A 23541-nucleotide genomic window follows, 5' to 3' on the forward strand; every position below is an offset into this window, starting at 1 on the left:
GACGCCGGCGAAGGAGCAGAACGAACATTATGCCGATACCCTGGCCGCCTTGCTGGCGCGCCAGCAGAAGCTCAAGCCGGGCAATGGGGCGCCAATGGGTAATACCCAATCGGCCGGTCTGGCCGCTGCCAATGCTGCGCCCAGAACATTGGCCGAGCAGGGACAGTGGGGCGCAGCCCCGGAACCTGCCAAGCCCAAGGCCCGGGTTGCCTCCGGCCAGCGTGCTCCTCAACCTGCCCAGCGGGATCAGGAGATGGAGGGGATGCGCAAGGAGATGGCCAGCATCCGCAAATTGCTGGAGCACCAGATCTCCGGGCTGATGTGGCAAGAGGTGGAGCGCCGCGAACCGATGCGGGCCCTGCTGATCAAGGAGCTCAAGAAGCTCGGCTTTGACGATGCGTTTGCCGATCAACTGGCGGGACTGATCCCCGAAGATATGTCCATCCATCAGGCGATGGCCCAGTTGGCCGAAGTGCTGACGGCTCAGCTCAAGATCAGTGAGGACGAGATCATGCGTCAGGGCGGCGCGGTGGCGCTGCTTGGCCCGACCGGGGTGGGCAAAACCACCACCATCGCCAAGCTGGCGGCCCGTTTCGCCATGAAGTATGGCGCCGAGCAGGTGGCGCTGATCACCACCGACAACTACCGGATTGGAGCCCATGAACAGCTGCAGACCTATGGTCGCATCATGGGGTGTCCGGTGCGGCAGGTGCGTGATGCCGAAGAGCTGGCCAATGCCCTTTATCAGTTCCGCCATCGTCGGCTGGTGCTTATCGATACGGCCGGGGTTGGCCAGCGGGATATCCGGCTGACCGAGCAGCTCGATACCCTGGTCAAGAATGCCAAAGTACGGATCCGCAGTTATCTGGTGATGTCGGCAACTTCCCAGCGTCGGGTGATGCAGGAGGCGGTGGACCATTTCCGGCGTATTCCATTAAGCGGCTGCATACTTACCAAATTGGATGAAAGTCTGAATCTGGGCGAAGTGATTAACGTGTGTATCCAGAATTCATTGCCCATCAGCTATATCACTGACGGACAAAGGGTTCCGGAAGATATTCAGGTTGCCAATGCGGCGCAGCTCGTCGGGGCTGCCATGGGCTCGCTGGAGCGAGAAACAGAGGAGCCCTATTTCTGGGGCGCAGGCTTTGGCGAGGCCGAAGATTCGGAGTTTTATGAGTAACATGTATATGGATCAGGCGAGTGGTCTGCGCAAAATGCGTCAAAACAATCGAGTAAAAGTAATCGCCGTTTCCGGTGGTAAAGGTGGCGTGGGCAAGACCAACGTGACCCTGAACGTGGCCGGAGCCATGGCTGCCCAAGGTAAGCGGGTGATGGTGCTGGATGCCGACCTGGGTCTGGCCAACGTCGACGTCATGCTGGGGCTGCGGGTTCATCGCAACCTCTCTCATGTCCTGGCGGGTGAGTGCACCATCGACGACATCATTGTCGAAGGCCCTTACGGCATGATGATCGTGCCTGCGACCTCGGGCACCCAGTCCATGGTCGAGCTTTCTCCGGTGCAGCATGCCGAGCTTATCCGTGCCTTCAGCGAGATGAAGACCCAGGTCGACATCCTGCTGGTGGATACGGCTGCGGGGATCTCCGACATGGTGCTGAGCTTCACCCGTGCAGCTCAAGACATCATGGTGGTGGTCTGTGATGAGCCGACCTCCATCACCGATGCCTATGCCCTCATCAAGATCCTCTCCAAGGATCACGGCGTGTTTCGTTTCAAGGTGGTGGCCAATATGGTGCGCAGTCTGCGTGAAGGGCAGGAGCTCTTTGCCAAACTGACCCGGGTCACGGATCGTTTCCTCGACACCTCGCTGGAGCTGGTCGCCTGTGTACCCTATGACACCAATCTGCGTGCCGCTGTGCGCAAGCAGAAGCTGATTGTCGAGGCGTTTCCCAAGTCGCCGGCCGCACTGGCGTTCCGGGCCCTGGCCAACAAGGCGGCGAGCTGGCCGGTTCCCAACCAGCCGGGCGGCCATCTGGAGTTTTTCCTGGAAAATTTGTTGCAGAAACCGGCCACAACACAGGAAGGTTCCCGTGAATAAAGCCCAAGCGTACTTGCGTCATCAGGATTCCTATGTGCTGGTGGAGCGTCATGCTCCCCTGGTCAAGCGAATTGCCCAGCATTTGTTGGCTCGCCTGCCCAGCAGTGTCTTGCTGGATGACCTGATCCAGGCAGGTATGATTGGGTTGCTTGAAGCCTCCCGCAACTTTGACGGTAGCAAGGGAGCAAGCTTCGAGACGTATGCCGGGATCCGCATCCGTGGCGCCATGCTGGATGAGATCCGGCGTGGTGACTGGGTGCCCCGTTCAGTGCATCGCAACAGCAGGGCTATTGCAGAAGCGATCGAGAATGTCGAGCAGACTCACGGGCGTGACGCGCGAGATACCGAGGTTGCTGCCGAGATGGGGGTCTCTATCGCTGATTACCATGCGATGCTGCAAGACGTCTCCTGCGGCAAAATTATCGGCATCGAAGATTTGGGAGTCAGCGAGGATGTGATCGGCAACCCCGATGACGCCCCTTCAGGCTCGGGATTCGATGAATTAGCTGCCGAGCGATTTCAGATTCAATTATCCGAGCAAATTGGTCGTCTACCAGAGAGAGAAGCTTTGGTTCTCTCTCTTTACTACGATGAAGAGCTGAATTTGCGTGAAATTGGCGAGGTTTTGAATGTCAGCGAGTCGCGTGTGAGCCAGATCCACAGTCAGGCAATGCACAGATTGCGTGCTCGTTTGAGAGATTGGCATCTATAAGTGTTTGTACTGGCTACACTGAGATGAAACTCTAAGGCATAATCCGCACGACACAACCCGTTTTTAGCATCATGTAAGTGAGCCACTCTGGTGGCTATTTAGGAGGGAATTTTGGACAAGAACATGAAAATCCTCATTGTTGACGATTTTTCAACGATGCGCCGGATTATCAAGAACTTGCTGCGCGACTTGGGATTCAACAATACCCATGAGGCGGATGACGGCAATACAGCGCTGCCGATGCTGAAAAATGGTGATTTTCAGTTTGTAGTTACCGACTGGAACATGCCTGGCATGCAAGGTATTGACCTGCTTAAAGCCATACGTGTTGATGAGAAGCTCAAGCATCTGCCGGTACTGATGGTAACCGCTGAAGCCAAACGTGAGCAGATCATTGAAGCCGCCCAAGCTGGCGTCAACGGTTACATCGTCAAGCCCTTCACCGCAGCAACGCTCAAAGAAAAACTCGACAAAATTTTCGAACGAATTGGCTAAGGAGCTGCAGGGATGATGGCCAAAACGAGAGCAATGATTTCGCTCGACCAGGCAAGGATGCTTGTTGCTCATCTGGAGCAAGGCGAATTTGAGCTGGCCGATGAACTGCTTGCCGAAGTATGTGCCCCCAACGCAGCCGATCTGTTTGAAAAAGTAGGTCAGCTGACCCGACAACTGCATGATTCACTTCAAGAATTTCGCCTTGATCCCCGTATTCCCGATTTGGCTACTCATGATATTCCCGATGCTCGGGAACGCTTGAGCTACGTTATCGATATGACCGACAAAGCGGCCAATCGCACAATGGATGCAGTGGAAGCCAGTTTGCCGATAGCTGATCGCCTGAATGACAATATCCAGCTGGTGATGCCGAACTGGAATGCCCTGATGTCTCGTGACATGAGCGTGGGGCAGTTCAAATCCTTATGTCACCAACTTGATGATTTTATTAAGGCTTCAGAGTCTGATGCCGATAAATTACGGCAACTGCTGACAGAAATCCTGATGGCACAAGATTTTCAGGATTTGACAGGTCAGATGATCCGCAAGGTCATCAAGCTTGTTCAGGAAGTTGAAACAAAATTAATAGAAATGCTGACCATGTTTGGTGAGGCTTCTGCTGAGCATTCAACTCGTAGTATTCCTGTCAACGGGATTGAAGCAGAGGGCCCTATCATGAACCCCGAGGCTCGTGCCGATGTGGTCAATGGTCAGGATGATGTGGACGATCTGCTGTCTAGCTTGGGATTCTAATGGAGTGACGCATGGCCTTCGAAGTTGATGAAGACATACTGCAAGACTTTCTGGTCGAAGCATCCGAAATATTGGAACAGTTGTCTGAACAACTGGTCGACTTGGAAAAGCGGCCCGATGACAAGAACCTGTTGAATGCCATCTTTCGCGGTTTCCATACCGTGAAAGGGGGAGCAGGTTTTCTGTCGCTCGGTGAACTGGTTGATGTATGCCACGGTGCGGAAAACGTGTTCGATATCTTGCGTAATGGCAAGCGAACCGTTACTGCGGAGCTGATGGATGTGATCCTGCAAGCGCTGGATGCCATCAATGTCATGTTCGCCCAGGTTCAAAATCGCGAAGCTCCCAGCCCTGCGTCAGATGATTTGCTTCATGACCTCCACGAGTTGTGCAAGCCGGAAGGGGAAGAGCAACTTCGCACTGCTACCAGTGCGGCTGCGGAATCTGAACCTGCAGCACCGGTAGTTCTTGAAGAAGTTGCTCCAGAAGTTGTTGAACCCGCAGCCATCAGCAGCGAGCCTGCTCCTGTCAATGGCGGCGGATCGATCGATGAAATTTCTGCAGATGAATTCGAGCGTCTGCTGGACGAGCTCCACGGCGTGGGTGGGGCTCCGACCAAGACGGCTGCAGCAGCCCCGATAGCGGGTGGCTCTGGCGATATCACCGATGATGAGTTTGAGGCCTTGCTGGATCAGCTCCATGGTCAGGGACAGCACATGGGGGCGCCAGAGGTAAATCCTCTGAAGTCGGTGCAAAAAGAGGTGGACGAGCTTATCGATGATGATGAGTTTGAGCGTCTGCTCGATGAATTGCATGGTCGTGGTCAAGGGCCTCAGAGTACTATGGCACCTGCCGCACCTGCCGCACCTGCCGCACCTGCCGCACCTGCCGCACCTGCCGCACCTGCTGCGGTGACTCCGCCCAAACCGGCCACTCCTGTTGCCAAACCAGCACCGGCAGCCCCCGCAAAACCCGCTGAAGCAGCCAAGGCACCAGCGCCTGCCGCCAAGGCTGCGCCTGCGCCAGCAGAAAATAGTGCCGTGCAAAGCGATACGACGGTGCGGGTGGATACCAAGACCCTCGATGTCATCATGAACATGGTAGGTGAGTTGGTACTGGTTCGTAACCGGCTGGTGAGCCTGGGTATTGCCAGTAATGATGAAGAGATGTCAAAGGCGGTTGCAAATCTGGATGTGGTAACGGCTGACCTGCAAGGTGCGGTGATGAAAACCCGCATGCAGCCAATCAAGAAGGTATTTGGTCGTTTCCCGCGCGTGGTGCGTGATCTGGCCAGAACCCTCAAAAAAGAGATTGAGCTGGTGATGGTAGGGGAAGAGACCGATCTTGATAAAAACCTGGTAGAGGCGCTCGCCGATCCTCTGGTTCACCTCGTTCGCAACTCCTGCGATCACGGGGTCGAAATGCCGGATGCGCGGGAGAAAGCGGGCAAGCCGCGGCAAGGGACAATTACCCTTAGCGCCTCCCAGCAAGGTGACCATATTCTGCTTTGCATCGAGGATGATGGGGCAGGGATGGATCCTGAGAAACTCAAGTCCATCGCAATCAGTCGCGGTGTTCTGGATGCAGATACTGCCGCTCGCATGAGCGACAACGATGCCTATAACCTGATCTTTGCTCCGGGCTTTTCAACCAAGGCCGAGATCTCCGATATCTCTGGCCGTGGTGTCGGAATGGATGTGGTTAAAACCAGCATTGTCAGCCTCAATGGATCGGTGCACATCGATTCCACCTGGGGGAAAGGTACCCGTCTCGAAATCAAGGTTCCGTTGACGCTAGCCATTCTGCCGACGCTGATGGTTGAGGTGGGTGAGCAGACCTTCGCACTTCCCCTTGGTTGTGTGAACGAGATTTTCCATCTGGATCTGAAAAAGGCCAACATGGTTGATGGCCAGCTCACCATCATTGTGCGCGAGAAGGCGATACCGCTCTTCTATCTGCACAAGTGGTTGATTCGTGGCGCCAACAAGCGTTCACGTCAGGATACCGGACATGTGGTGATCGTGCAGATTGGCACTCAGCAAATCGGGTTTGTGGTAGACAGTCTGATTGGTCAGGAAGAGGTGGTGATCAAGCCACTTGATAACCTGCTGCAAGGCACCCCTGGCATGGCCGGGGCGACGATTACCAGTGATGGCGGAATTGCCCTTATTTTGGATGTGCCGAGTCTGCTCAAAGCATATGCGCGTAGACATTAATAGCTCAGGCCCAAGGAGTTAGAAAAACAACAATGGCAGTCAAGGTATTAGTTGTCGACGATTCGAGCTTCTTTCGCCGTCGGGTGAGCGAGATCATCAATCAGGATCCCATGCTGACGGTGATTGATACGGCCCAGAATGGACGTGAGGCGGTGGACAAGGCGATGTCGCTGCGCCCTGATGTGATCACCATGGACATCGAGATGCCCGTGATGGATGGCATAAGTGCGGTGCGGGAGATCATGGCCAAGTGCCCAACCCCCATTCTGATGTTCTCCTCTCTGACCCATGAAGGGGCCAAGGCTACGCTTGATGCGCTGGACGCCGGTGCCCTAGACTTCTTGCCCAAGAAGTTTGAGGACATTGCCAGAGACAAAGATGAAGCGGTCAGACTGTTGCAACAACGGGTGAAGGAGATCTCCCGCAAGCGCTTCCTGATGACATCCGCTGCTCGCCCCAAAGCACCTGAACCGGTTGCTCGTGCTCCTCTGGGCAGCACTGTGCCCAGAACTTCAGACCGTCAGCCTGACTTGCAACGCACTGTGCCAAGTGCTTCATTCAAGCGCAGTGGCAAGAGTTATCAGTTGGTGGCGATCGGCACTTCTACCGGCGGACCTGTTGCTTTGCAAAATGTGCTGACCAAGTTGCCGGGGGATTTTCCCCATCCAATCCTGCTTATCCAGCATATGCCAGCCACTTTTACCGCTGCGTTTGCTGCCCGTCTCAACGGGTTATGCCAGATTGGCGTCAAGGAAGCGGAAGATGGCGATGTGCTTAAACCAGGGCATGCCTATCTTGCTCCCGGTGGCAAACAGATGCTGCTGGAAGGTCGTGGTGCAGGGGCCCGCATTCGCATCGTGGATGGCAACGACAAGGTAAATTACAAGCCTTGTGTGGACATCACTTTTGCCTCTGCGGCCAAGACCTATGCCGACAAGGTATTGGCGATTGTGTTGACCGGTATGGGGGCTGATGGCCGTGATGGCGCCAGACTGCTGAAAGAACAGGGATCAACCATCTGGGCTCAGGATGAGGCTTCCTGCGTGGTATATGGTATGCCCCAAGCAGTAGCCAAAGCGGGGATTGCCAGCGAATCACTCCCTCTGGACAAGGTGGCCCAGCGTATTCTGGTTGAGTTGGGGCGCTAATCATGGGCTTGCTCGGTCTGCTCCTGGCATTGGGGGCTATTGCCATTGCCCAACTGTGGCATGGCGGCTCCCTGTTGACGCTGGTGGACGGCCCCGCTTTTTTGATCGTACTGGGTGGTACCGTTGGTGCCGTCACGTTGCAGACCCCAGCCAAGTACATCTTGCTGGCGTTGCGCCAGCTGTTATGGATTTTTACCCCTCCCCGCCAGGATCTTGCGACGCAGGCCGAACGGTTGCAGTCATGGGCAGTCTTTGCGCGCCAGCAAGGGCTGCTTGCCCTTGAAAATCAGGCCGAGCAGGAGGAAGACAACTTTACCCGCCAAGGGCTTGGCATGATTGTCGATGGGGTCTCCACAGAGGATATCCGTATGCTGCTGGAAGCGGATATCGATATCGAGCAGGAGCGCAATGAACATGCCGCCAGGGTATTTGAAGCCATGGGGGGGTACAGTCCGACCATCGGGATCATCGGTGCCGTGCTGGGCCTGATCCAAGCCATGTTTCATCTCGAAGACCCGTCAGCACTTGGGGCGGGGATCGCAGTGGCATTTGTGGCAACCATCTATGGAGTGGGGTTTGCCAACCTCATCTACCTGCCTATCGCCAACCGGCTACGCGCATTTCACTATCACTATGCACTCTTTCAGGAGATGACCCTGGAGGGGCTGCTGGCTATCGCCCATGGTGAAAACGGCTTGCAGGTTGAACGCCGGCTCAGGGCCTATTTGAAAGGAGAGTAGCCATGCGCAAGCGCTATCGGTTGCACTTGCAGGGTCGCGAGCATCTTGACCGCTGGCTGGTCTCCTATGCCGATTATATGACGCTGATCTTTGCTTTGTTCGTGGTGCTTTACTCTGTTGCGCTGGTGAACAAGGACAAGTATCGCGCGGTGATTGATGGTATGAGCCAGGCGTTCAGTGTCATGCAGTCTGGCGGCAATGGCTTGCTTGAAGGGCAGGGTAATTCCCTGCTGGATAACCCGGTATCTGCCTCTCCATCGTTGCTGGAAAGCCCAGCATCCCCCTCTCCTTCACTTGCTCCTATTTCTGGTGTGCCAGTGCTGCAAGATGGCGCGACACTTGCGAAACTTGATATGCAGTTGCAACAGAGTATGGGCTCGCTAGTGGATGCCGGTATCGTCAAACTGACGCAAGATGAGAACTGGCTGACGGTTGAACTCAGTTCAGGCTTGTTGTTTGGCAGCGGCAGTGCCTTTTTGGGACCAAACGCTGCACCGGTCATTAATACTCTTTCAAGTATTCTCAAACCGGTCGATAACTATGTAAGGGTTCGGGGTTATACCGATAACCAACAGATAAATAATGAAATTTATCGTTCTAACTGGGCGCTTTCTGCTGCTCGGGCCGAGGCGGTACTCAATGGCTTGATTGCCGATGGGATCGCCCCTCAGCGTCTGGCGTTCGAGGCATATGGCGAGTTTTCCCCCTTTGCTGACAACGGCAGCGAGCAGGGCAGACTGCAGAATCGCAAGGTTGTGGTCGCTATCTCCAAATTTGCCTGGGTGCCGCCGGCACCTGTGGTTGCAACGCCTACGGTAGTTGCTGAACCGGTTCCTGCTGTACAGCAGGCGGTGGATGCAGGAGAGATAAAGGTGATCACCTTGCCCGGTGGTGGCATACGCATAACAACAAGGCAGGATTGATACAGTGATTGTTTGGACGGTTGCCAACCAGAAAGGTGGTGTGGGTAAAACCACCACAGTGGTCTCGCTTGCGGGGATCCTGGCCCAGCGTGGCCAGCGGGTGCTGTTGATTGATACCGACCCCCATGCTTCGCTGACTGCATATCTTGATTTTGATTCAGATCGCCTGGATGGAACCCTCTATGAGTTGTTTCAAGCTGTCAAACCGACAGCCGAGCTTGTCAATAAACTGACGCTCAAGACCAAGTTTGAAAATATCAACTTACTGCCAGCATCTATTACCTTGGCGACCCTTGATCGGGTGATGGGCAATCGTGAGGGGATGGGACTGGTACTGAAGCGGGCACTGCTGCGCATTCAGGATCAATATGATTACGTGCTGATCGATTGCCCGCCAGTGCTGGGGGTGATGATGGTCAACGCGCTGGCTGCCTGCGATCGCATTCTGGTGCCTGTCCAGACCGAGTTTCTGGCCCTCAAGGGGTTGGAGCGGATGATGAAAACATTCGAGATCATGCAGCGTTCCAAGCGTGACAAGTTCCGTTATACCGTGATCCCGACCATGTTCGACAAGCGCACCCGTGCCTCTCTGATGACCTTGAAGTCGATCAAGGATCAATATGGGGATTCAGTATGGAATGCGGTGATCCCTATTGATACCAAGTTTCGGGATGCCAGCTTGCTGCATATCCCCCCGTCTATCTATTCTCCCGGGAGTCGTGGAACCTATGCATATGAAACGCTGCTCAATCATCTTGATGCCCTTGAGCGGCAACGGGTTCATGAGGTGACGGCATGAGAGATACCATTCAAGTTCGGGCGATGGATGACTATTTCCACTCACTGCTGCTCGATGAGCCACTGGTGCTGGATGAGGTGGAGGAGGTTCAATCTGCCCCTGTTTTACAGTTGCAACGTCAGCCCCAAAGCGTCCCTGAGGTAGTCGCCGCACCTTACCTTGAAAGCGATCCACGGCTTGCCCAGCTCGGTGAGCTATTGGCTCAGGTGGGACAAGTCCAGTTTGAGAATGACGCCTTCACCCAGGAAGCGACTCTCACCGCTCCGCTGGAGATTGTGGCGGAGGATTCACTGCTGCCGGTGGAGCCTGAATGGCCTGCGGAGGTTCTGCTTCCCGAGGTTGTGGAGCCCCATACTACTATCCTGACCGAAACGGCGCTGGAGGTTGCTCCGGTAGAGGCCTGTGAACCTGTTGCCTGGGAAAATATTGATACCGGTAAAGAGTTTCAGGCCCTTTTCTTTGAAGTCGCGGGCGTGACGTTTGCGGTGCCGTTGACCGAGCTGGGTGGTATTCATCAGCTGGGCGAGATCACCTCCCTGTTTGGCCAGCCTGGCTGGTACAAGGGGATCATGACCTCTCGCGAGCAGAAGATGAATGTGGTCGATACTGCCCAGTGGGTCATGCCGGGTCAGCATCTCGAGATGGATGATTACAAGTATCTGATTATGCTTGGTGAATCGCCGTGGGGATTAGCCTGCCATCATCTCAAAGGGACTGAATTGTTACACCGTGACCAAGTGAAATGGCGCCATCAGGAGGGCAAGCGCCCCTGGTTGGCGGGCATGGTCAAAGAAAAAATGTGTGCCCTGTTACACGTCCGCGAACTGCTCCTGTTGCTGGAGCGTGGGGTTAACATAGAAGGTCGCTGATAACTTCTGCAATCGAGCTGTTTTATTGCTAGTTTTAGCAGTAGACGTTTTCATAAAAGGAATAAAAACATGACAGAAAAGCGCAATATTGCACAGAATCTGGCCGAAGATGAAGTGCTGCAATGGGTAACCTTCCAACTGGAAAACGAAACCTACGGCATCAATGTGATGCAGGTTCAGGAGGTGTTGCGCTACACCGAAATTGCACCGGTGCCGGGTGCGCCTGAGTACGTACTGGGGATCATCAACCTGCGTGGCAATGTGGTGACTGTCATCGATACCCGTTCCCGCTTCGGTCTGCCTTCCGGTGATGTGAGTGAAAACTCCAGGATCGTGATCATCGAGGCCGAGAAGCAGGTGATTGGCATCATGGTCGACAGCGTGGCAGAAGTGGTTTATCTGCGCTCTTCCGAAATCGATGCGGCACCTGCGGTCGGTACAGAAGAGAGCGCCAAGTTTATTCAGGGGGTGAGCAACCGTGATGGGCAACTGCTGATCCTGGTTGACTTGAACAAGCTGCTCTCCGATGAAGAGTGGGAAGATATCGGTTCCCTCTGATAAGTAAGGTGATGTTTTGATAATCGAGATGGTTGCCTTGGGGATGTCCCTGATTGCCTTGGCGTTTGCCTCTTATATCTGGTTCAAGAGCAAGCGCAGCAAGCAGGAGTCCGAGGCCAGTGTGGCAACCCTGCAAGGTCAGTTGGAAAGCTTGCGCAAGCAGATGATGGAACTCCATACCGGCGCTATTGGCATGGGGCAGCGTCTGCAGTCGGTGGAAGGGGCGATGCAGCAGGTCAATGAGCGCCAGCAAGAGCTGACTATGCAGGACCCCGAACGCAGGCTCTACAGCCGAGCGGCAAAGATGGTCGAACTAGGCGCCGATCTTGATGAAGTCATGAGTGAGTGCGAGTTGCCAAAGGCAGAGGCTGAGCTCTTGATATCGTTGCGAAAAGGTCGCTCTTGATGATTCAGGAAGGCAATTGCCTTCCTGAATTTTATGTCGTGCAGCCGCTTGCCCCCCAGCTGCGTTGAGCGGATGGTTTCTACCGCATTTTCTTTGTGATCCCGGTCGCCAGTCAGTTCAATTGTTGCATCTTTGAAAAGACGTATTCCAATACTGTGTTAAGATGCAGACCGCTTCATTTTCTCTGAAAAAATCCCCATGCTGCTTCAAGTTAACAATCTGAGCTGCGTGCGCGAAGATCGCACTCTGTTTGAACTCCTCTCTTTCTCTGTTGCGCCCGGCGATCTGGTGCAAATTGAAGGGCCCAACGGGGTCGGCAAGACCAGCCTGTTGCGGCTGTTGATCGGGCTGTCGCAACCGTTTGCCGGTGAGGTGTGCTGGAATGGGGAGAATATTCGTCACTGTCGTGATGAGTATCATGCCAATCTGCTCTATCTCGGCCATCAGCCCGGTGTCAAAGCGGCGCTGACCCCTTTTGAAAACCTGAAATTCTACCAGCAATTACATCACCCGCAGCAAACAGAGACTGACTTGTGGCAGATATTGGCCCGGGTAGGGCTGGCTGGATTTGAAGAGAACCCGACCGGGCAACTCTCTGCCGGCCAGCAACGCCGGGTGGCTCTGGCCAGACTCTGGCTGTCACAAAAACCGGCACTCTGGATCCTCGATGAACCCTTTACCGCCATCGACAAGCAAGGGGTCAAGGTGCTCGAGCAGCTCTTTCTGGCTCACGCCGAGCGGGGCGGCATGGTGATCCTCACCACTCATCAGGATCTGACCCTGATGCAGGGACGGCTGAAGACTATCTCGTTGACCCCCTTCGCATCGACATTGCAGGAGTAACGCCATGTTGCGCGCTGTTATGCACCTTATTCACCGTGAACTGCTGATGGCCCTGCGCCAGCGTTCCGATATTCTCAATCCGCTCTGGTTTTTCCTCATCGTCATCACCTTGTTTCCGTTAGGGATTGGCCCGGAGCCCAAGCTGCTGGCCCGTATTGCACCGGGGATCATCTGGGTGGCGGCGCTATTGGCGGCCATGTTGTCGCTGGAACGGCTGTTTCGCGACGACTTTGCCGATGGTGCGCTGGAGCAGATGATGCTGATGCCTCATCCCCTGGGCTTGCTGGCGCTGGCGAAAGTGGTCGCTCACTGGCTGCTGACCGGCTTGCCGCTGCTGCTGATCTCTCCCTTGCTGGCGATTTTGCTGTCGCTGGATATGAACACCTATCTGGCTGTCGTCGCGACGCTGGCACTTGGCACTCCTGTATTGAGTCTGCTCGGCGCGGTCGGGGTCGCGTTGACGGTGGGATTGCGCAAAGGTGGAGTGTTGCTCAGTCTGCTGATCCTGCCGCTCTATATTCCGGTACTGATTTTTGCCACCTCAGCCATCGATGCCGCGGGGATGAGCTTGCCCTATGGCGGGCAGCTTGCCATTCTGGCCGCCATGCTGGTGGGAGCTTTGACACTGACGCCGCTGGCTGTGTCGGCGGCGTTGCGGGTCAGCCTCAACTGATGGCCGTGAGCTGAACCGAATTTGGCTCCGAACGGAGTCTTTTTGCAAAAAATAATGTTGCGATGGATCAAGGAGAGTGCCGCTTATTGCTTTCGGGGTATTTGATGCTGCCCCGTGGTCGGTATGGTAGGCCTCGCCAAACGATTAATAACAAAAAGGTTTTGTGAGCTATGTGGAAATGGTTGCACCCTTATGCCAAACCGGAGCGGGCCTATCAGCTGGCAGGCACGCTGTTGCCCTGGTTTGCGGTGATTAGTCTGCTCTCGTTTGTGATCGGTACTGTCTGGGGCCTCGCGTTTGCGCCAGCGGATTACCAGCAGGGAGATTCGTTCCGGATCATCTATATCCACGTGCCTTCCGCCATTCTCTCCATGGGAGCCTACTCCACCATGGCGGTGGCCGCCTTTATCGGCCTGGTGTGGCAACTGCGGATGGCGGATATGACGGTTGCAGCCATTGCGCCGGTCGGCGCCGTATTTACCTTTATTGCCCTCTTTACCGGTGCCGCCTGGGGCAAACCGATGTGGGGAACCTGGTGGGTGTGGGATGCACGGCTCACCTCTGAGCTGATCCTGCTGTTTCTCTACCTCGGCGTGATTGCCCTCTACAATGCCTTCAGCGACAAGGTGGTCGCTGGCCGTGCCGCCGGCATTCTGGCACTGGTTGGGGTGATCAACCTGCCGATCATTCACTACTCGGTGGAGTGGTGGAACACCTTGCATCAGGGGGCCACCATCACCAAATTTGACAAACCCTCCATTTCACCCGAGATGCTCTGGCCGCTGCTGATCATGATCCTGGCGTTTGCCGCATTTCTCGGGGCTCTGACCCTGATGCGTTTTCGCAATGAACTCCTGATGCGGGAGTGGCATCGCCCCTGGGTCAAAGAGATTGCAGAGCAGGAGAAGTAAGCATGCACTTTGCCTCTTTCAGTGATTTTATGGCGATGGGCGGTTACGCCTTCTATGTCTGGCTCTCTTTTGGCCTGACGTTGGTGTGTCTGGTCGGCATCATCATTTCTACCCGTATGAAAACCCGCAGCCTGCTCGCCGAGTTGCGCAGCAAACAGGCGCGTGAGGCCCGTCGCAAGGCGGCCCAGCAGATGGAGAACACCCTATGAACCCGAGACGCAAAAAACGCCTCACCATCATTCTTGCCATTACCCTGGGTCTGGCGACCGTGAGCGGGCTGGTGCTCTACGCCCTCAGTCAGAATATCGACCTCTTCTACACCCCGAGCGAGCTGGTGGAAGGGAAGGGGCCGGACAAGATCAAACCGGAAGAGGGGCAGCGCCTGCGCATCGGTGGATTGGTCGTGCCGGGGTCGGTGCAGCGGGATCCCCAGAGCCTCAAGGTTGCCTTCAAGCTGGTGGATAACGGCGGTCATTTGGTCAAGGTCGAGTTTGACGGCATCCTGCCGGATCTGTTCCGTGAAGGGCAGGGGATTGTTGCCCAAGGCACCCTCAAGGATGCCACGACCGTAGAAGCGTTCGAGGTGTTGGCCAAGCACGATGAGAACTACATGCCGCCGGAAGTGGCCGATGCCACCAACGGCATGCACTTCAAGCCGGAGTATACCGAGGCGCAGTTGAAGGGAGCCAAGCAGTGATCCCTCTGGTGTTTGCCTTTTCCGCTTTGCCTGCCGTGCGTGGTGCGGCTGTTGTCACCGTTCAATTGAAAGGAATGCCTTCATGATCCCGGAATTAGGTCAGTTTGCGCTGATCCTGGCCTTTGCCACCGCCCTGCTGCTGGGCAGTTACCCGCTGCTGGGCGCCAGTTGGGGGCGTCTTGGTATGATGTCGGCGGCCCGTCCGCTCGCCTATGCCCAGTTCTTGCTGCTGCTGCTGTCGTTTCTCTGTCTGACCTGGGCCTTTATCGATAACGACTTCACCGTGCAGTATGTGGCCACTAACTCCAACAGCCTGCTGCCGCTCGCCTATCGCATTTCCGCCGTATGGGGCGCCCACGAAGGTTCCCTGCTGCTGTGGGTTCTGACCTTAGGAGGGTGGACTGCGGCGGTGGCCATGTTTAGCCGCCGTCTGCCGCTCGATGCTGTCGCGCGGGTACTCGGCGTGTTGGGGCTGATCTCGGTCGGCTTCACTGCCTTCGTGCTGTTCACCTCCGATCCCTTCACCCGCACCTTGCCCTATTTCCCGGTAGATGGTCGTGACCTCAATCCGCTGCTGCAGGATCCGGGTCTCATCTTCCATCCGCCGATGCTCTACATGGGTTATGTGGGCTTCTCGGTGGCGTTTGCCTTTGCCATTGCTTCGCTGATGACCGGTCGTCTCGATGCGACCTGGGCCCGCTGGTCGCGCCCCTGGACCATGGCGGCCTGGGTATTCCTGACCCTTGGCATCGTGCTCGGCTCCTGGTGGGCCTACTACGAGCTCGGTTGGGGCGGCTGGTGGTTCTGGGATCCGGTAGAAAACGCCTCCTTCATGCCCTGGCTGGCGGGTACCGCTCTGCTGCACTCGCTGGCTGTGAGCGAGAAGCGCGCCACCTTCAAGGCGTGGACCGTGCTGCTGGCCCTCTCAGCTTTCTCGCTGAGCCTGCTGGGTACCTTCCTGGTACGCTCCGGCGTGTTGGTGTCGGTGCATGCGTTTGCCTCCGATCCGACCCGCGGCCTGTTTATTCTCGGCTTCCTGCTGGCGGTGATCGGTTCATCCTTGCTGCTGTTTGCCTTTAAAGGCTCGCAGGTGAAGAGCCACGGCAAACACGAGCTGTGGAGCCGCGAGACCCTGCTGCTTTGCAACAACATCATGCTGGTGGCGGGTCTGCTGACCGTGCTGCTCGGTACCTTGCTGCCGCTGGTGCACAAGGAGCTGGGGCTGGGTAGCATCTCTATCGGTACTCCCTTCTTCAACCACATCTACAGCTGGCTGATCATCCCGTTTGCCTTGCTGCTGGGGGTTGGCCCGCTGTTCCGCTGGCGTCGTCAGGAGCTGGGGGAGCTCAAAAGCAAGGTGCTCGTGGCACTGGTGCTGAGTCTGGCCGCAGCCTTGCTGTTGCCGCTGCTCTTTGCCGAAACCTTCAAGCCGTGGGCGGCGGTAGGGATTGGTCTGGGCGCCTGGATCATCGTCACCAGCGTGCAGGAGACCTGGGCGCGGGCTACCCACAAGCACAGCTTTGCAGTCGGTGTGCGCAAGCTTGGCAACAGCCACTGGGCCATGATCCTCGGCCATGTGGGGTTGGCAGTCAGCATCATAGGTATCGCCTGCACCCAGAACTACAGCATCGAGAAGGATCTGCGGATGCAGGCGGGTGATCGGGTGCACTTTGCCGATTACGAGTTCGTCTTTGCCGGGATCAAGGAGAAGAACGGCCCCAACTACGATGGCTTCAAGGGCGTGCTGGAAGTGCACCGCAATGGCAAGCAGGTCGCCCTGCTCAAGCCCGAGAAGCGGATGTACAAGGTGACCCGGATGCCGATGACCGAAGCGGCCATCGATGCCGGTATCACCCGCGATCTCTATGCGGCGCTGGGGGAACAGCTCGACAACGGAGCCTGGGCGGTGCGGATCTACTACAAGCCGTTCGTGCGCTGGATCTGGTTCGGCGGCGTCTTTATGGCTATTGGTGGCGTGCTGGCGATGCTCGACAAGCGTTACCGTTTCGGCCGTCGTGAGGAGGAGGCCAAGGCATGAACAAAAAGACCTGGTTGTTTTTAATCCCCTTTATCGTCTTTTTGCTGGGGGCAGTGTTCCTGTTCAAGGGGCTCTACTCCGATCCCACCAAGCTTGAGTCCGTGATGGTGGGCAAAGAGGTGCCAGTGTTCACCCTGCAGGACATTTACGATCTGAACAAGCAGCACGATCGCAGTATCTTGACCGGTCGCCCCATGCTGCTCAACGTCTGGGCTACCTGGTGCCCGACCTGCTACGGCGAGCACACCTACCTCAAACAGCTGGCGGGGCAGGGCATTCCCATCATCGGCATGAACTACAAGGATGAGCGTGACAAGGCGATCAAGTGGCTGGCGGAGCTGGGCAACCCCTATCAGGTCAACCTCTATGATCCGGACGGCATGCTGGGGCTGGATCTCGGGGTATATGGCGCGCCGGAGACCTTCTTTATCGACAGCAAGGGGATCATCCGGTATCGCCACGTGGGGGATATCAACCCCGAGAACTGGGCGTCGACCCTCAAACCCATCTTTGATGCCATGAAGTGAGGGGAGTCCTGATGAGAGTATTTATTGCTTCCCTGCTGCTGTTGCTGGGATGGGTGGTGCAAGCACCCGCCATGGCCGCTATCGATGTCTACACCTTCGACAACGACAATCAGGAGCAGGTCTTTCGCGAACTGACCAAGGAGCTGCGTTGCCCCAAGTGTCAGAACCAGGATATCGCCGACTCCAATGCGGGGCTGGCCAAGGACTTGCGCGACAAGACCTACCAGATGGTGCGCGAGGGCAAGGATAAAGAGGAGATCGTGGATTACATGGTGGCCCGCTACGGCAACTTTATCCTCTATAACCCGCCCCTGATGGCCTCCACCCTGATCCTCTGGCTTGGCCCGCTGCTGGTGATCCTGATTGGTGGCGCCGTGGTCGTGATGCGCAGCCGCCGGCCCCCTGCGGTGAAAAAACAACTGGATAACGCCTTGAGCGAGGAGGAGCAGCGCCGACTGGCCGAGCTGCTCAAAGAGGAAGAGAAACAATGACCGCTTTTTGGATAGTGATTGCGGGCTTGCTGGTGCTGGTGAGTCTGGCGCTCGTCGTGCCGCTGTGGCGTGGTGAAGGCAAACAGAGCATCAGTCGCTCGGCGCTCAACAAACAGCTCTATCGCCAGCGGCTGCTGGAGATTGGCGAAGAGCGCGAGCAGGGTGTCCTGGCTGAGGAGTCCGACTCGCTGGTCGAGCTGCAACGAAGCCTTTTGGATGATATTCCCGATGTGGAGCAGACTGCCCGCAGTGGCAAGAGTCTGATCTGGATCCCGGGTGTGCTGGTGCTGTTGGTGGTGAGTCTGGGGCTCTACTACAAGTTGGGCTCCTGGCAAGAAGTTAGTCGCTGGCAAGATGCCAGCAGCCGTCTTGGCGAGCTGAGCAACAGCATTCTGGTGGAACGCGATGCCCAGGTGACCGAGCAGGATCTGCTGGATTTCACGCTGGCACTGCGTACCCGCCTCAAGGATGAACCGAACGACTACCGCGGCTGGCTGCTGCTGGGACGCTTGGCGCTGGATGGCAATGATCCCGAGATGGCCAGCGAGGCGCTGGAGCGGGCCTACACGCTGGCTCCCCAGAAATCGCTGGTGGCAGTACCCTACGCGCAGGCGCTGATGATGACGGGGGATGAGGCGCAAGCGGATGCCCTGTTGCAGGCTGCTATCGCGCAGGATCCGGACAATATCGAGGCGCGTTCCGTCTATGCCTTTATGGCGCTGCAAAAAGAGGACTTCCAGACCGCGCTGTCTCGCTGGCAGGCGATGTTGCCACTGATGGAGAAAGGTACCCCCCGTTACGTGATGGTCGAGCGCTCCATGGAGTATGCCCGCGCGCAGCTCAAGCAGCGCGGCATCGAGGTGACGAATTCAGGCGCAGCCAAAGCGGGCGCAGTTGAGGGACAACCGCTGGCGGTGAAGGAGGGGGAATTCCCCATCCACGTCACGTTGGCGGCGGGCATTCAGATGCCGGAAGATGCCCATCTCTTCGTCTTTGCCGTGGTGCCCAACGGGCCGCCCATGCCCATCGCCGTGAAGCGTATCGCAGGGCCAACCTTGCCTGTTACCCTGTCACTCGGGGATGGCGATGCCATGATGGAAGGCAGCAAACTGGCGGCCTATCCGGAGCTGCAGTTCAAGGCACGTCTCTCGCGCGGCGGCAATGTGATGAACAAGGAAGGAGCCTTCGAAGGGGTATCCGTGCCGGTCAAGACGGCCGAGATCCCTGCTGCTCCGATTGACATCCGCATCGATCACGCCCTCTAATATGCCTTTGGATAACCCGGCTCCTGGATAGGAGCCGGGTTATCTATACTTCTGATAAATCAAAATAAAACGTCAGGACAATCATATGTATCTTCGTTCAGGGGCCATACTGGCAGCCCTCTTGCTGGCTGGTTGTGCCGGTGGCCCACCCAAGCCTGGCCCAGAGAGTCTGGATCTCAATCCCGGCATGAATAATCCGGGTGCCACCAGTACGGCGGCCGATCCGCGCGATCCCTTCCAGGGGGCCAACCGGGCCATGTGGGCGGTCAACTATGATGTGCTGGAACCCTATGTGGCACGTCCTGTGGTACATGCCTATGCCCGCTACATTCCGGTCGGGGTGAAGGATGGCATTGCCAACTTTGTTGCCAACTTTGATGAGCCAAGCAGCATGGTGAACCATCTGATCACCGGCGATTTGAAGGGGGCGGGCACCAACCTGGGGCGCTTTACCCTCAACACCACGGTCGGTCTGCTGGGTATCTTCGATGTGGCCAAACATGCTGGCCTCGAGCGTAACAAGCTGGAGATGGACACAGTGCTGGGCAGGGCCGATATCGGTAATGGTGCCTACATCATGGTGCCTGTTTACGGTCCGACCACCACCCGGGAGCTGGTTGGCGATGCGATTGACAGCTTCTACTTCCCCTATGCCCTGTTGACCTTCCCGATGAAGGTCGCACACTGGGCGCTGGATGGCTTGGGCACACGCGCCAAGCTGATCGATCAGGAGCGGATCATCGACAACTCCCTCGATCCTTATGCGCTGACCAAGGACTTCTACCTGCAATATAACCAGGGCAAGGTGACGGGCAAGCAGACCGAGCTGAAAGCGTCTCAGCAAGAGCAGGCTGACGACGCAAATCTGGATGAATACATGGACGAGCTGGACCAGTAAGCGGGTCATCTCGATATGTAAAAGGCGCCTGCGGGCGCCTTATTCATTTTCGCAGCCATATCGAGATAAAAAAACGCCCCGCAGAGCGGGGCGTTTTGGCAAGCGAGGCTGATTAGGCAGCCAGATTCTTGGCCACGAATTCCCAGTTAACCAGAGCCCAGAAGGTTTCCATGTACTTCGGACGCAGGTTGCGGAAGTCGATGTAGTAGGCGTGCTCCCACAGGTCAACGGTCAGCAGCGGGGTGGTACCGGCTTCAGTCAGCGGGCAGCCAGCGTTGGAGGTGTTGACGATAGCCAGAGAGCCGTCAGCTTTCTTCACCAGCCAAGTCCAGCTGGAACCGAAGTTGCCGATGGCTGATTTGGTGAAGGCATCCTTGAACTCGGCGAAGGAGCCGAATGCCTTGTTGATGGCATCAGCCAGGGCGCCAGTCGGCTCGCCACCGCCATTCGGGGAGAGGCAGTGCCAGTAGAAGGTGTGGTTCCAGATCTGGGCGGCGTTGTTGAAGATGCCGCCGTTGGAGGTCTTGATGATCTCTTCCAGAGACTTGCCTTCAAACTCGGTACCCGGCACCAGATTGTTCAGGTTGACCACGTAGGTGTTGTGGTGCTTGCCGTGGTGATATTCCAGAGTTTCCTGGGAGATGTGCGGTTCCAGAGCGTTGATTGCATAGGGCAGAGCGGGAAGTTCGAATGCCATTTTCTACTCTCCATTGGCTGGACCGTGCGAAGGCGACGGTTGCAAGACATTGCGTACTCTTTTCTATATGTGAAAAGAGTTGTTTTTAAAATGATGGGGCTGGGTAGCCCAAAGCCAAGGGATTGTAGCAGTATCAAAGATGGCCTAACAACTCTTGATTGGCGCCATGATCGCGATCAATCCTGTGTGGGTTCTTTGCACAATTCGAGCCGGGTCACCCCTTTGTCAGTTTGTGCTCGGGCAAGATTGCAGTAGAATGGCCGCCGAAATCGCTCTAGTGAGGCACCTATGGAAACTATTGAAAAGATTAAGCAGCAGCTGGCTGACAACCCCATCATCATCTACATGAAGGGCTCCCCCAAGCTACCCAGCTGTGGCTTCTCTGCCCAGGCCTCCCAGGCTCTGATGTCCTGCGGCGAGCCGTTTGCATACGTTGATATCCTGCAAAATCCGGATATCCGCGCCGAATTGCCAAAATTCGCCAACTGGCCGACCTTCCCCCAACTGTGGGTTGAAGGTGAGCTGATCGGTGGCTGTGACATCATGATCGAGATGTTCCAGGCTGGCGAGTTGCAGGCTCTGATCAAAGAGACTGCTGCCAAGTACAAGCAGGATGACGCTGCTGCTGAATAAGCGGGTGTTCACATCGCTGAAAAGGGAGCCATCATGGCTCCCTTTTTTATTTGCTGGCGATGCAAGCAGTAGACACTGTCACCCCCATCGGGAGTGTGTCAGCAAGCCAAAACAGAGCGGCTGCCAATGGCAGCCGCTTTTGTCTATATGGTCATCGGGCAGATCAGGCGATCCGTTCGATACGAGCCATGTAGAAGCCGTCGAAGCCGGTCTCGGACGGGCTCACGGTGTGATCGTCACGCAGACGGAAGTTTTCGTTGGCCGCGAGGAACTTGTCCACCTGCTGGCGGTTCTCCTCGGGCAGGATGGAGCAGGTTGCATAGACCAGCAGGCCGCCGACTTTCACCATCTGGCTGTAACGCTGCAGGATCTCTTCTTGCAGCGCGACCAGCACCGGCAGACGCTCGGCGGTATCACGCCACTTGGCATCCGGATTGCGCTTGAGGACGCCAAGACCGGAACAGGGCACGTCCAGCAGTACGCGGTCGGCGCTCTCTTTGAGGCGCTTGACGGTCTTGCTGCTGGTGATGACCCGGGTCTCCACGTTGTGGGCACCGGCGCGACGGGCGCGTTGCTTGAGGTTCTCCAGCTTCCACTCTTCCACATCCATCGCCAGCAGGCGGCCTTTGCCCTGCATCATGGCGGCGATATGCAGGGTCTTGCCACCGGCACCGGCGCAGGCGTCGATAACGCGCATGCCTGGGGCAACTTCCAGCGCAGCAGCAACCAGCTGGGAGCCAGCGTCCTGCTGTTCGAAGCAACCATCGGCAAAGGCCTTGGTACGGAACAGGGCGGCGTCGGAGGTGACCTGCAGGGCTGTCTCCACACCTTCAACCGGAATGGTGGTGACCTGCTCTTTGGCCAGCATGGCCTGCAGCTCATCACGGGTGCACTTGAGGGTGTTGACCCGAAGGTAACGCTTGGGCATCCAGGCCAGGGCGGCACGCTCGGCAGGCCAGGCTTCACCCAGCTGCTCGCTACCCAGTTTCTCCAACCAGCTCGGGCAACCATCCATCAATACCGGGTTCTTCTTCGCCTCGGTCAGACGGCGGCGGAATGCTTCTTCATTGAAGCGATCCAGGGTCGGGTGGTTGGGCTGGGCAATTTTGTGGAAGGCGTGCCAGCTGTGCAGCAGCGGCCAGACATTCTTTTCGGCCTGACGCACCTGAATGCCGGTGAGGAAGCAATAGAGGCTGAGACGGCGCAGCAGGTCGCCGGTGACCAAGGCAATCCTTGCCTGTTCTTGCGGTTTGAGTTCGATGCCGGAGAAGTGACGGGCATAAGCGCGGTCGAGGGTAAGACCCTGACCGAGCACATCGTCAACAATGGCAACGACCAGATCCCCGAAACGGGGCAACAGTGGGGATTTGAGCATGAGATTAACCTTGGCCAGATAAAGATGAACCGCACCTTTGTGAAGAGGAGCAGTTCTAAAATTGACAAATCCGCGCAATGATAGGGGTTAGACGGGGTTGGCGCAACACTCCCCATGGGTGAGTGGCTGAAACAGTGGCGCCGGGCTTTTTGATTCGGCGGGATAATGATGCCGGTAATGGTTCAAAAAAGTGCATGACTACAAGGATGACAAAGATGCATGTGACCAGTAAGTGTTCGTTGGCCTTGTTGGTGGCCAGTTTGTTGGGGTCAACCAGCCTGATGGCCAGCGAGTGGAGCACAGTAGCCGCCAGAGCGACGGCGGAGCAAGGTTATGAGGTGCGGGCCAATCAGTTTCGGGTGGCCAAGGTGCCGCTCGACTATTTTGCCGGGCTGCAAGCCGGGGCGAGTGAGCTGACCCTGCCGCTGCCCGATGGGGGGGAGGTCACCTTTGCTCTGGAAGCCTACGACTTGCTGCCTGCAGATCTTGCCGCCAAGTATCCGCAGATCCGCACCTTCAAGGGGCACAACCCGGCGCATCCGATAGAGACAGGACGCTTCGATCTGGGGCAGCAAGGTTTCCACGCCATGTTCAGCCATCAGGGCAGGTTGGTGTTTGTCGATCCGCTGCGCAATGCCGAAGGTTACGCCATCTATTACCAGCAGGATGCCCATAGTCGATTGGAAGAGGCTGCAGATGAGGTGATAGGGCCCAAGCTCAGCAAACTGGTGCGCAAGGTGCAAGTGGATGGCAATGTTCGCAAGCGCTACGTCATTGCCATTTCGGCGACAGGAGAATTTACCCAATACCACGG

At 56.6% G+C, this 23541-nt stretch carries 26 protein-coding genes and 1 pseudogene; 25 read left to right on the forward strand and 2 right to left on the reverse strand.

Translation table 11 applies throughout. The annotated features are described in order from the left end of the window. The 23 genes from flhF to AACS18_RS09475 form a co-directional block, all read left to right on the forward strand. Positions 1-1183 (forward strand): flagellar biosynthesis protein FlhF (gene flhF, locus AACS18_RS09365; protein ID WP_108614182.1); only part of this gene is annotated, 1183 nt, incomplete at its 5' end. Between the two features lies 1 nt (position 1184). Beyond that, complete coding sequence (locus AACS18_RS09370; protein WP_013723550.1) at positions 1185-2060, forward strand: MinD/ParA family protein; 876 nt, start codon at positions 1185-1187, stop codon at positions 2058-2060. Beyond that, a complete protein-coding gene (locus tag AACS18_RS09375) occupies positions 2053-2772 on the forward strand; it encodes an RNA polymerase sigma factor FliA (RefSeq protein WP_019444723.1) in 720 nt (239 codons plus the stop codon). Before AACS18_RS09370 ends, AACS18_RS09375 begins: the two co-directional genes overlap by 8 nt. Positions 2773-2895: 123 nt before the next feature. Continuing rightward, positions 2896-3267, forward strand: a complete 372-nt coding sequence (gene cheY / locus AACS18_RS09380; protein WP_005334709.1) for a chemotaxis response regulator CheY — start codon at positions 2896-2898, stop codon at positions 3265-3267. Positions 3268-3279: 12 nt separating this feature from the next. Then, on the forward strand, positions 3280-4020 hold the full coding sequence (locus AACS18_RS09385) for a protein phosphatase CheZ (RefSeq protein ID WP_005353668.1): 741 nt from the start codon (positions 3280-3282) through the stop codon (positions 4018-4020). Between the two features lie 11 nt (positions 4021-4031). Further along, positions 4032-6236: a chemotaxis protein CheA gene (locus AACS18_RS09390; protein WP_108614183.1), complete on the forward strand. Its 2205-nt coding sequence runs from the start codon at positions 4032-4034 to the stop codon at positions 6234-6236. Positions 6237-6268: 32 nt separating this feature from the next. Further along, entirely contained in the window at positions 6269-7384 is a 1116-nt protein-coding gene (locus AACS18_RS09395) for a protein-glutamate methylesterase/protein-glutamine glutaminase (protein WP_064340924.1), read from the forward strand. Between the two features lie 2 nt (positions 7385-7386). Beyond that, positions 7387-8124 (forward strand): flagellar motor protein, encoded by a 738-nt coding sequence (locus tag AACS18_RS09400; protein ID WP_005343988.1) that lies wholly within the window; start codon positions 7387-7389, stop codon positions 8122-8124. A 2-nt stretch (positions 8125-8126) separates the two neighbouring features. Continuing rightward, positions 8127-9047: a flagellar motor protein MotB gene (locus AACS18_RS09405; protein ID WP_005334698.1), complete on the forward strand. Its 921-nt coding sequence runs from the start codon at positions 8127-8129 to the stop codon at positions 9045-9047. A gap of 4 nt (positions 9048-9051) precedes the next feature. After that, positions 9052-9846 (forward strand): ParA family protein, encoded by a 795-nt coding sequence (locus AACS18_RS09410; RefSeq protein WP_005334696.1) that lies wholly within the window; start codon positions 9052-9054, stop codon positions 9844-9846. Next, positions 9843-10715: a chemotaxis protein CheW gene (locus tag AACS18_RS09415; RefSeq protein WP_108614184.1), complete on the forward strand. Its 873-nt coding sequence runs from the start codon at positions 9843-9845 to the stop codon at positions 10713-10715. Before AACS18_RS09410 ends, AACS18_RS09415 begins: the two co-directional genes overlap by 4 nt. 69 nt (positions 10716-10784) lie before the next feature. Beyond that, positions 10785-11273: a chemotaxis protein CheW gene (locus AACS18_RS09420; protein WP_005298836.1), complete on the forward strand. Its 489-nt coding sequence runs from the start codon at positions 10785-10787 to the stop codon at positions 11271-11273. A 28-nt stretch (positions 11274-11301) separates the two neighbouring features. After that, the gene (locus tag AACS18_RS09425; protein ID WP_005334692.1) at positions 11302-11679 is read left to right on the forward strand and encodes a DUF2802 domain-containing protein; all 378 of its coding nucleotides are present in this window, start codon (positions 11302-11304) and stop codon (positions 11677-11679) included. A 198-nt stretch (positions 11680-11877) separates the two neighbouring features. Then, entirely contained in the window at positions 11878-12522 is a 645-nt protein-coding gene (gene ccmA, locus AACS18_RS09430; RefSeq protein ID WP_108614185.1) for a cytochrome c biogenesis heme-transporting ATPase CcmA, read from the forward strand. Positions 12523-12526: 4 nt separating this feature from the next. Then, positions 12527-13195 carry a heme exporter protein CcmB gene (gene ccmB / locus AACS18_RS09435; RefSeq protein ID WP_005353658.1) on the forward strand — a complete coding sequence of 223 codons (669 nt, stop codon included), beginning with the start codon at positions 12527-12529 and terminating at the stop codon, positions 13193-13195. A 170-nt stretch (positions 13196-13365) separates the two neighbouring features. Then, the gene (locus tag AACS18_RS09440) at positions 13366-14106 is read left to right on the forward strand and encodes a heme ABC transporter permease (RefSeq protein WP_005334687.1); all 741 of its coding nucleotides are present in this window, start codon (positions 13366-13368) and stop codon (positions 14104-14106) included. Between the two features lie 2 nt (positions 14107-14108). Beyond that, on the forward strand, positions 14109-14315 hold the full coding sequence (gene ccmD, locus AACS18_RS09445; RefSeq protein ID WP_005353657.1) for a heme exporter protein CcmD: 207 nt from the start codon (positions 14109-14111) through the stop codon (positions 14313-14315). After that, positions 14312-14803: a cytochrome c maturation protein CcmE gene (gene ccmE / locus AACS18_RS09450; RefSeq protein ID WP_005334685.1), complete on the forward strand. Its 492-nt coding sequence runs from the start codon at positions 14312-14314 to the stop codon at positions 14801-14803. The genes ccmD and ccmE overlap by 4 nt, the downstream gene beginning before the upstream one ends. Before the next feature lie 82 nt (positions 14804-14885). Next, positions 14886-16841 carry a heme lyase CcmF/NrfE family subunit gene (locus AACS18_RS09455; RefSeq protein WP_042082477.1) on the forward strand — a complete coding sequence of 652 codons (1956 nt, stop codon included), beginning with the start codon at positions 14886-14888 and terminating at the stop codon, positions 16839-16841. After that, positions 16838-17368: a DsbE family thiol:disulfide interchange protein gene (locus tag AACS18_RS09460; protein ID WP_005353655.1), complete on the forward strand. Its 531-nt coding sequence runs from the start codon at positions 16838-16840 to the stop codon at positions 17366-17368. The genes AACS18_RS09455 and AACS18_RS09460 overlap by 4 nt, the downstream gene beginning before the upstream one ends. 11 nt (positions 17369-17379) lie before the next feature. Then, complete coding sequence (locus AACS18_RS09465) at positions 17380-17859, forward strand: cytochrome c-type biogenesis protein (protein WP_017788562.1); 480 nt, start codon at positions 17380-17382, stop codon at positions 17857-17859. Then, positions 17856-19124, forward strand: a complete 1269-nt coding sequence (gene ccmI / locus AACS18_RS09470) for a c-type cytochrome biogenesis protein CcmI (protein WP_108614186.1) — start codon at positions 17856-17858, stop codon at positions 19122-19124. The genes AACS18_RS09465 and ccmI overlap by 4 nt, the downstream gene beginning before the upstream one ends. An 85-nt stretch (positions 19125-19209) precedes the next feature. Then, positions 19210-20022: an MlaA family lipoprotein gene (locus AACS18_RS09475; protein ID WP_005334673.1), complete on the forward strand. Its 813-nt coding sequence runs from the start codon at positions 19210-19212 to the stop codon at positions 20020-20022. A gap of 112 nt (positions 20023-20134) precedes the next feature. On the opposite strand, the gene sodB is transcribed toward AACS18_RS09475, so the two are convergent. Next, a complete protein-coding gene (sodB, locus tag AACS18_RS09480) occupies positions 20135-20719 on the reverse strand; it encodes a superoxide dismutase [Fe] (RefSeq protein WP_005334664.1) in 585 nt (194 codons plus the stop codon). A 288-nt stretch (positions 20720-21007) separates the two neighbouring features. On the opposite strand from sodB, the gene AACS18_RS09485 reads away from it, so the two are divergent. Next, positions 21008-21352 (forward strand): Grx4 family monothiol glutaredoxin, encoded by a 345-nt coding sequence (locus tag AACS18_RS09485; protein WP_069555635.1) that lies wholly within the window; start codon positions 21008-21010, stop codon positions 21350-21352. A gap of 163 nt (positions 21353-21515) precedes the next feature. Here the strand turns inward: AACS18_RS09485 and AACS18_RS09490 are convergent, their stop codons facing one another. Next, the gene (locus tag AACS18_RS09490; protein WP_047434271.1) at positions 21516-22727 is read right to left on the reverse strand and encodes an RsmB/NOP family class I SAM-dependent RNA methyltransferase; all 1212 of its coding nucleotides are present in this window, start codon (positions 22725-22727) and stop codon (positions 21516-21518) included. A 215-nt stretch (positions 22728-22942) separates the two neighbouring features. Here AACS18_RS09490 and AACS18_RS09495 point away from each other — a divergent pair. Next, positions 22943-23541, forward strand: a pseudogene (locus AACS18_RS09495) (hypothetical protein); the annotation flags it as partial.

It is taken from the genome of Aeromonas sp. HMWF015, assembly GCF_963878965.1.
Classification (GTDB): Bacteria; Pseudomonadota; Gammaproteobacteria; order Enterobacterales; family Aeromonadaceae; genus Aeromonas; species Aeromonas veronii.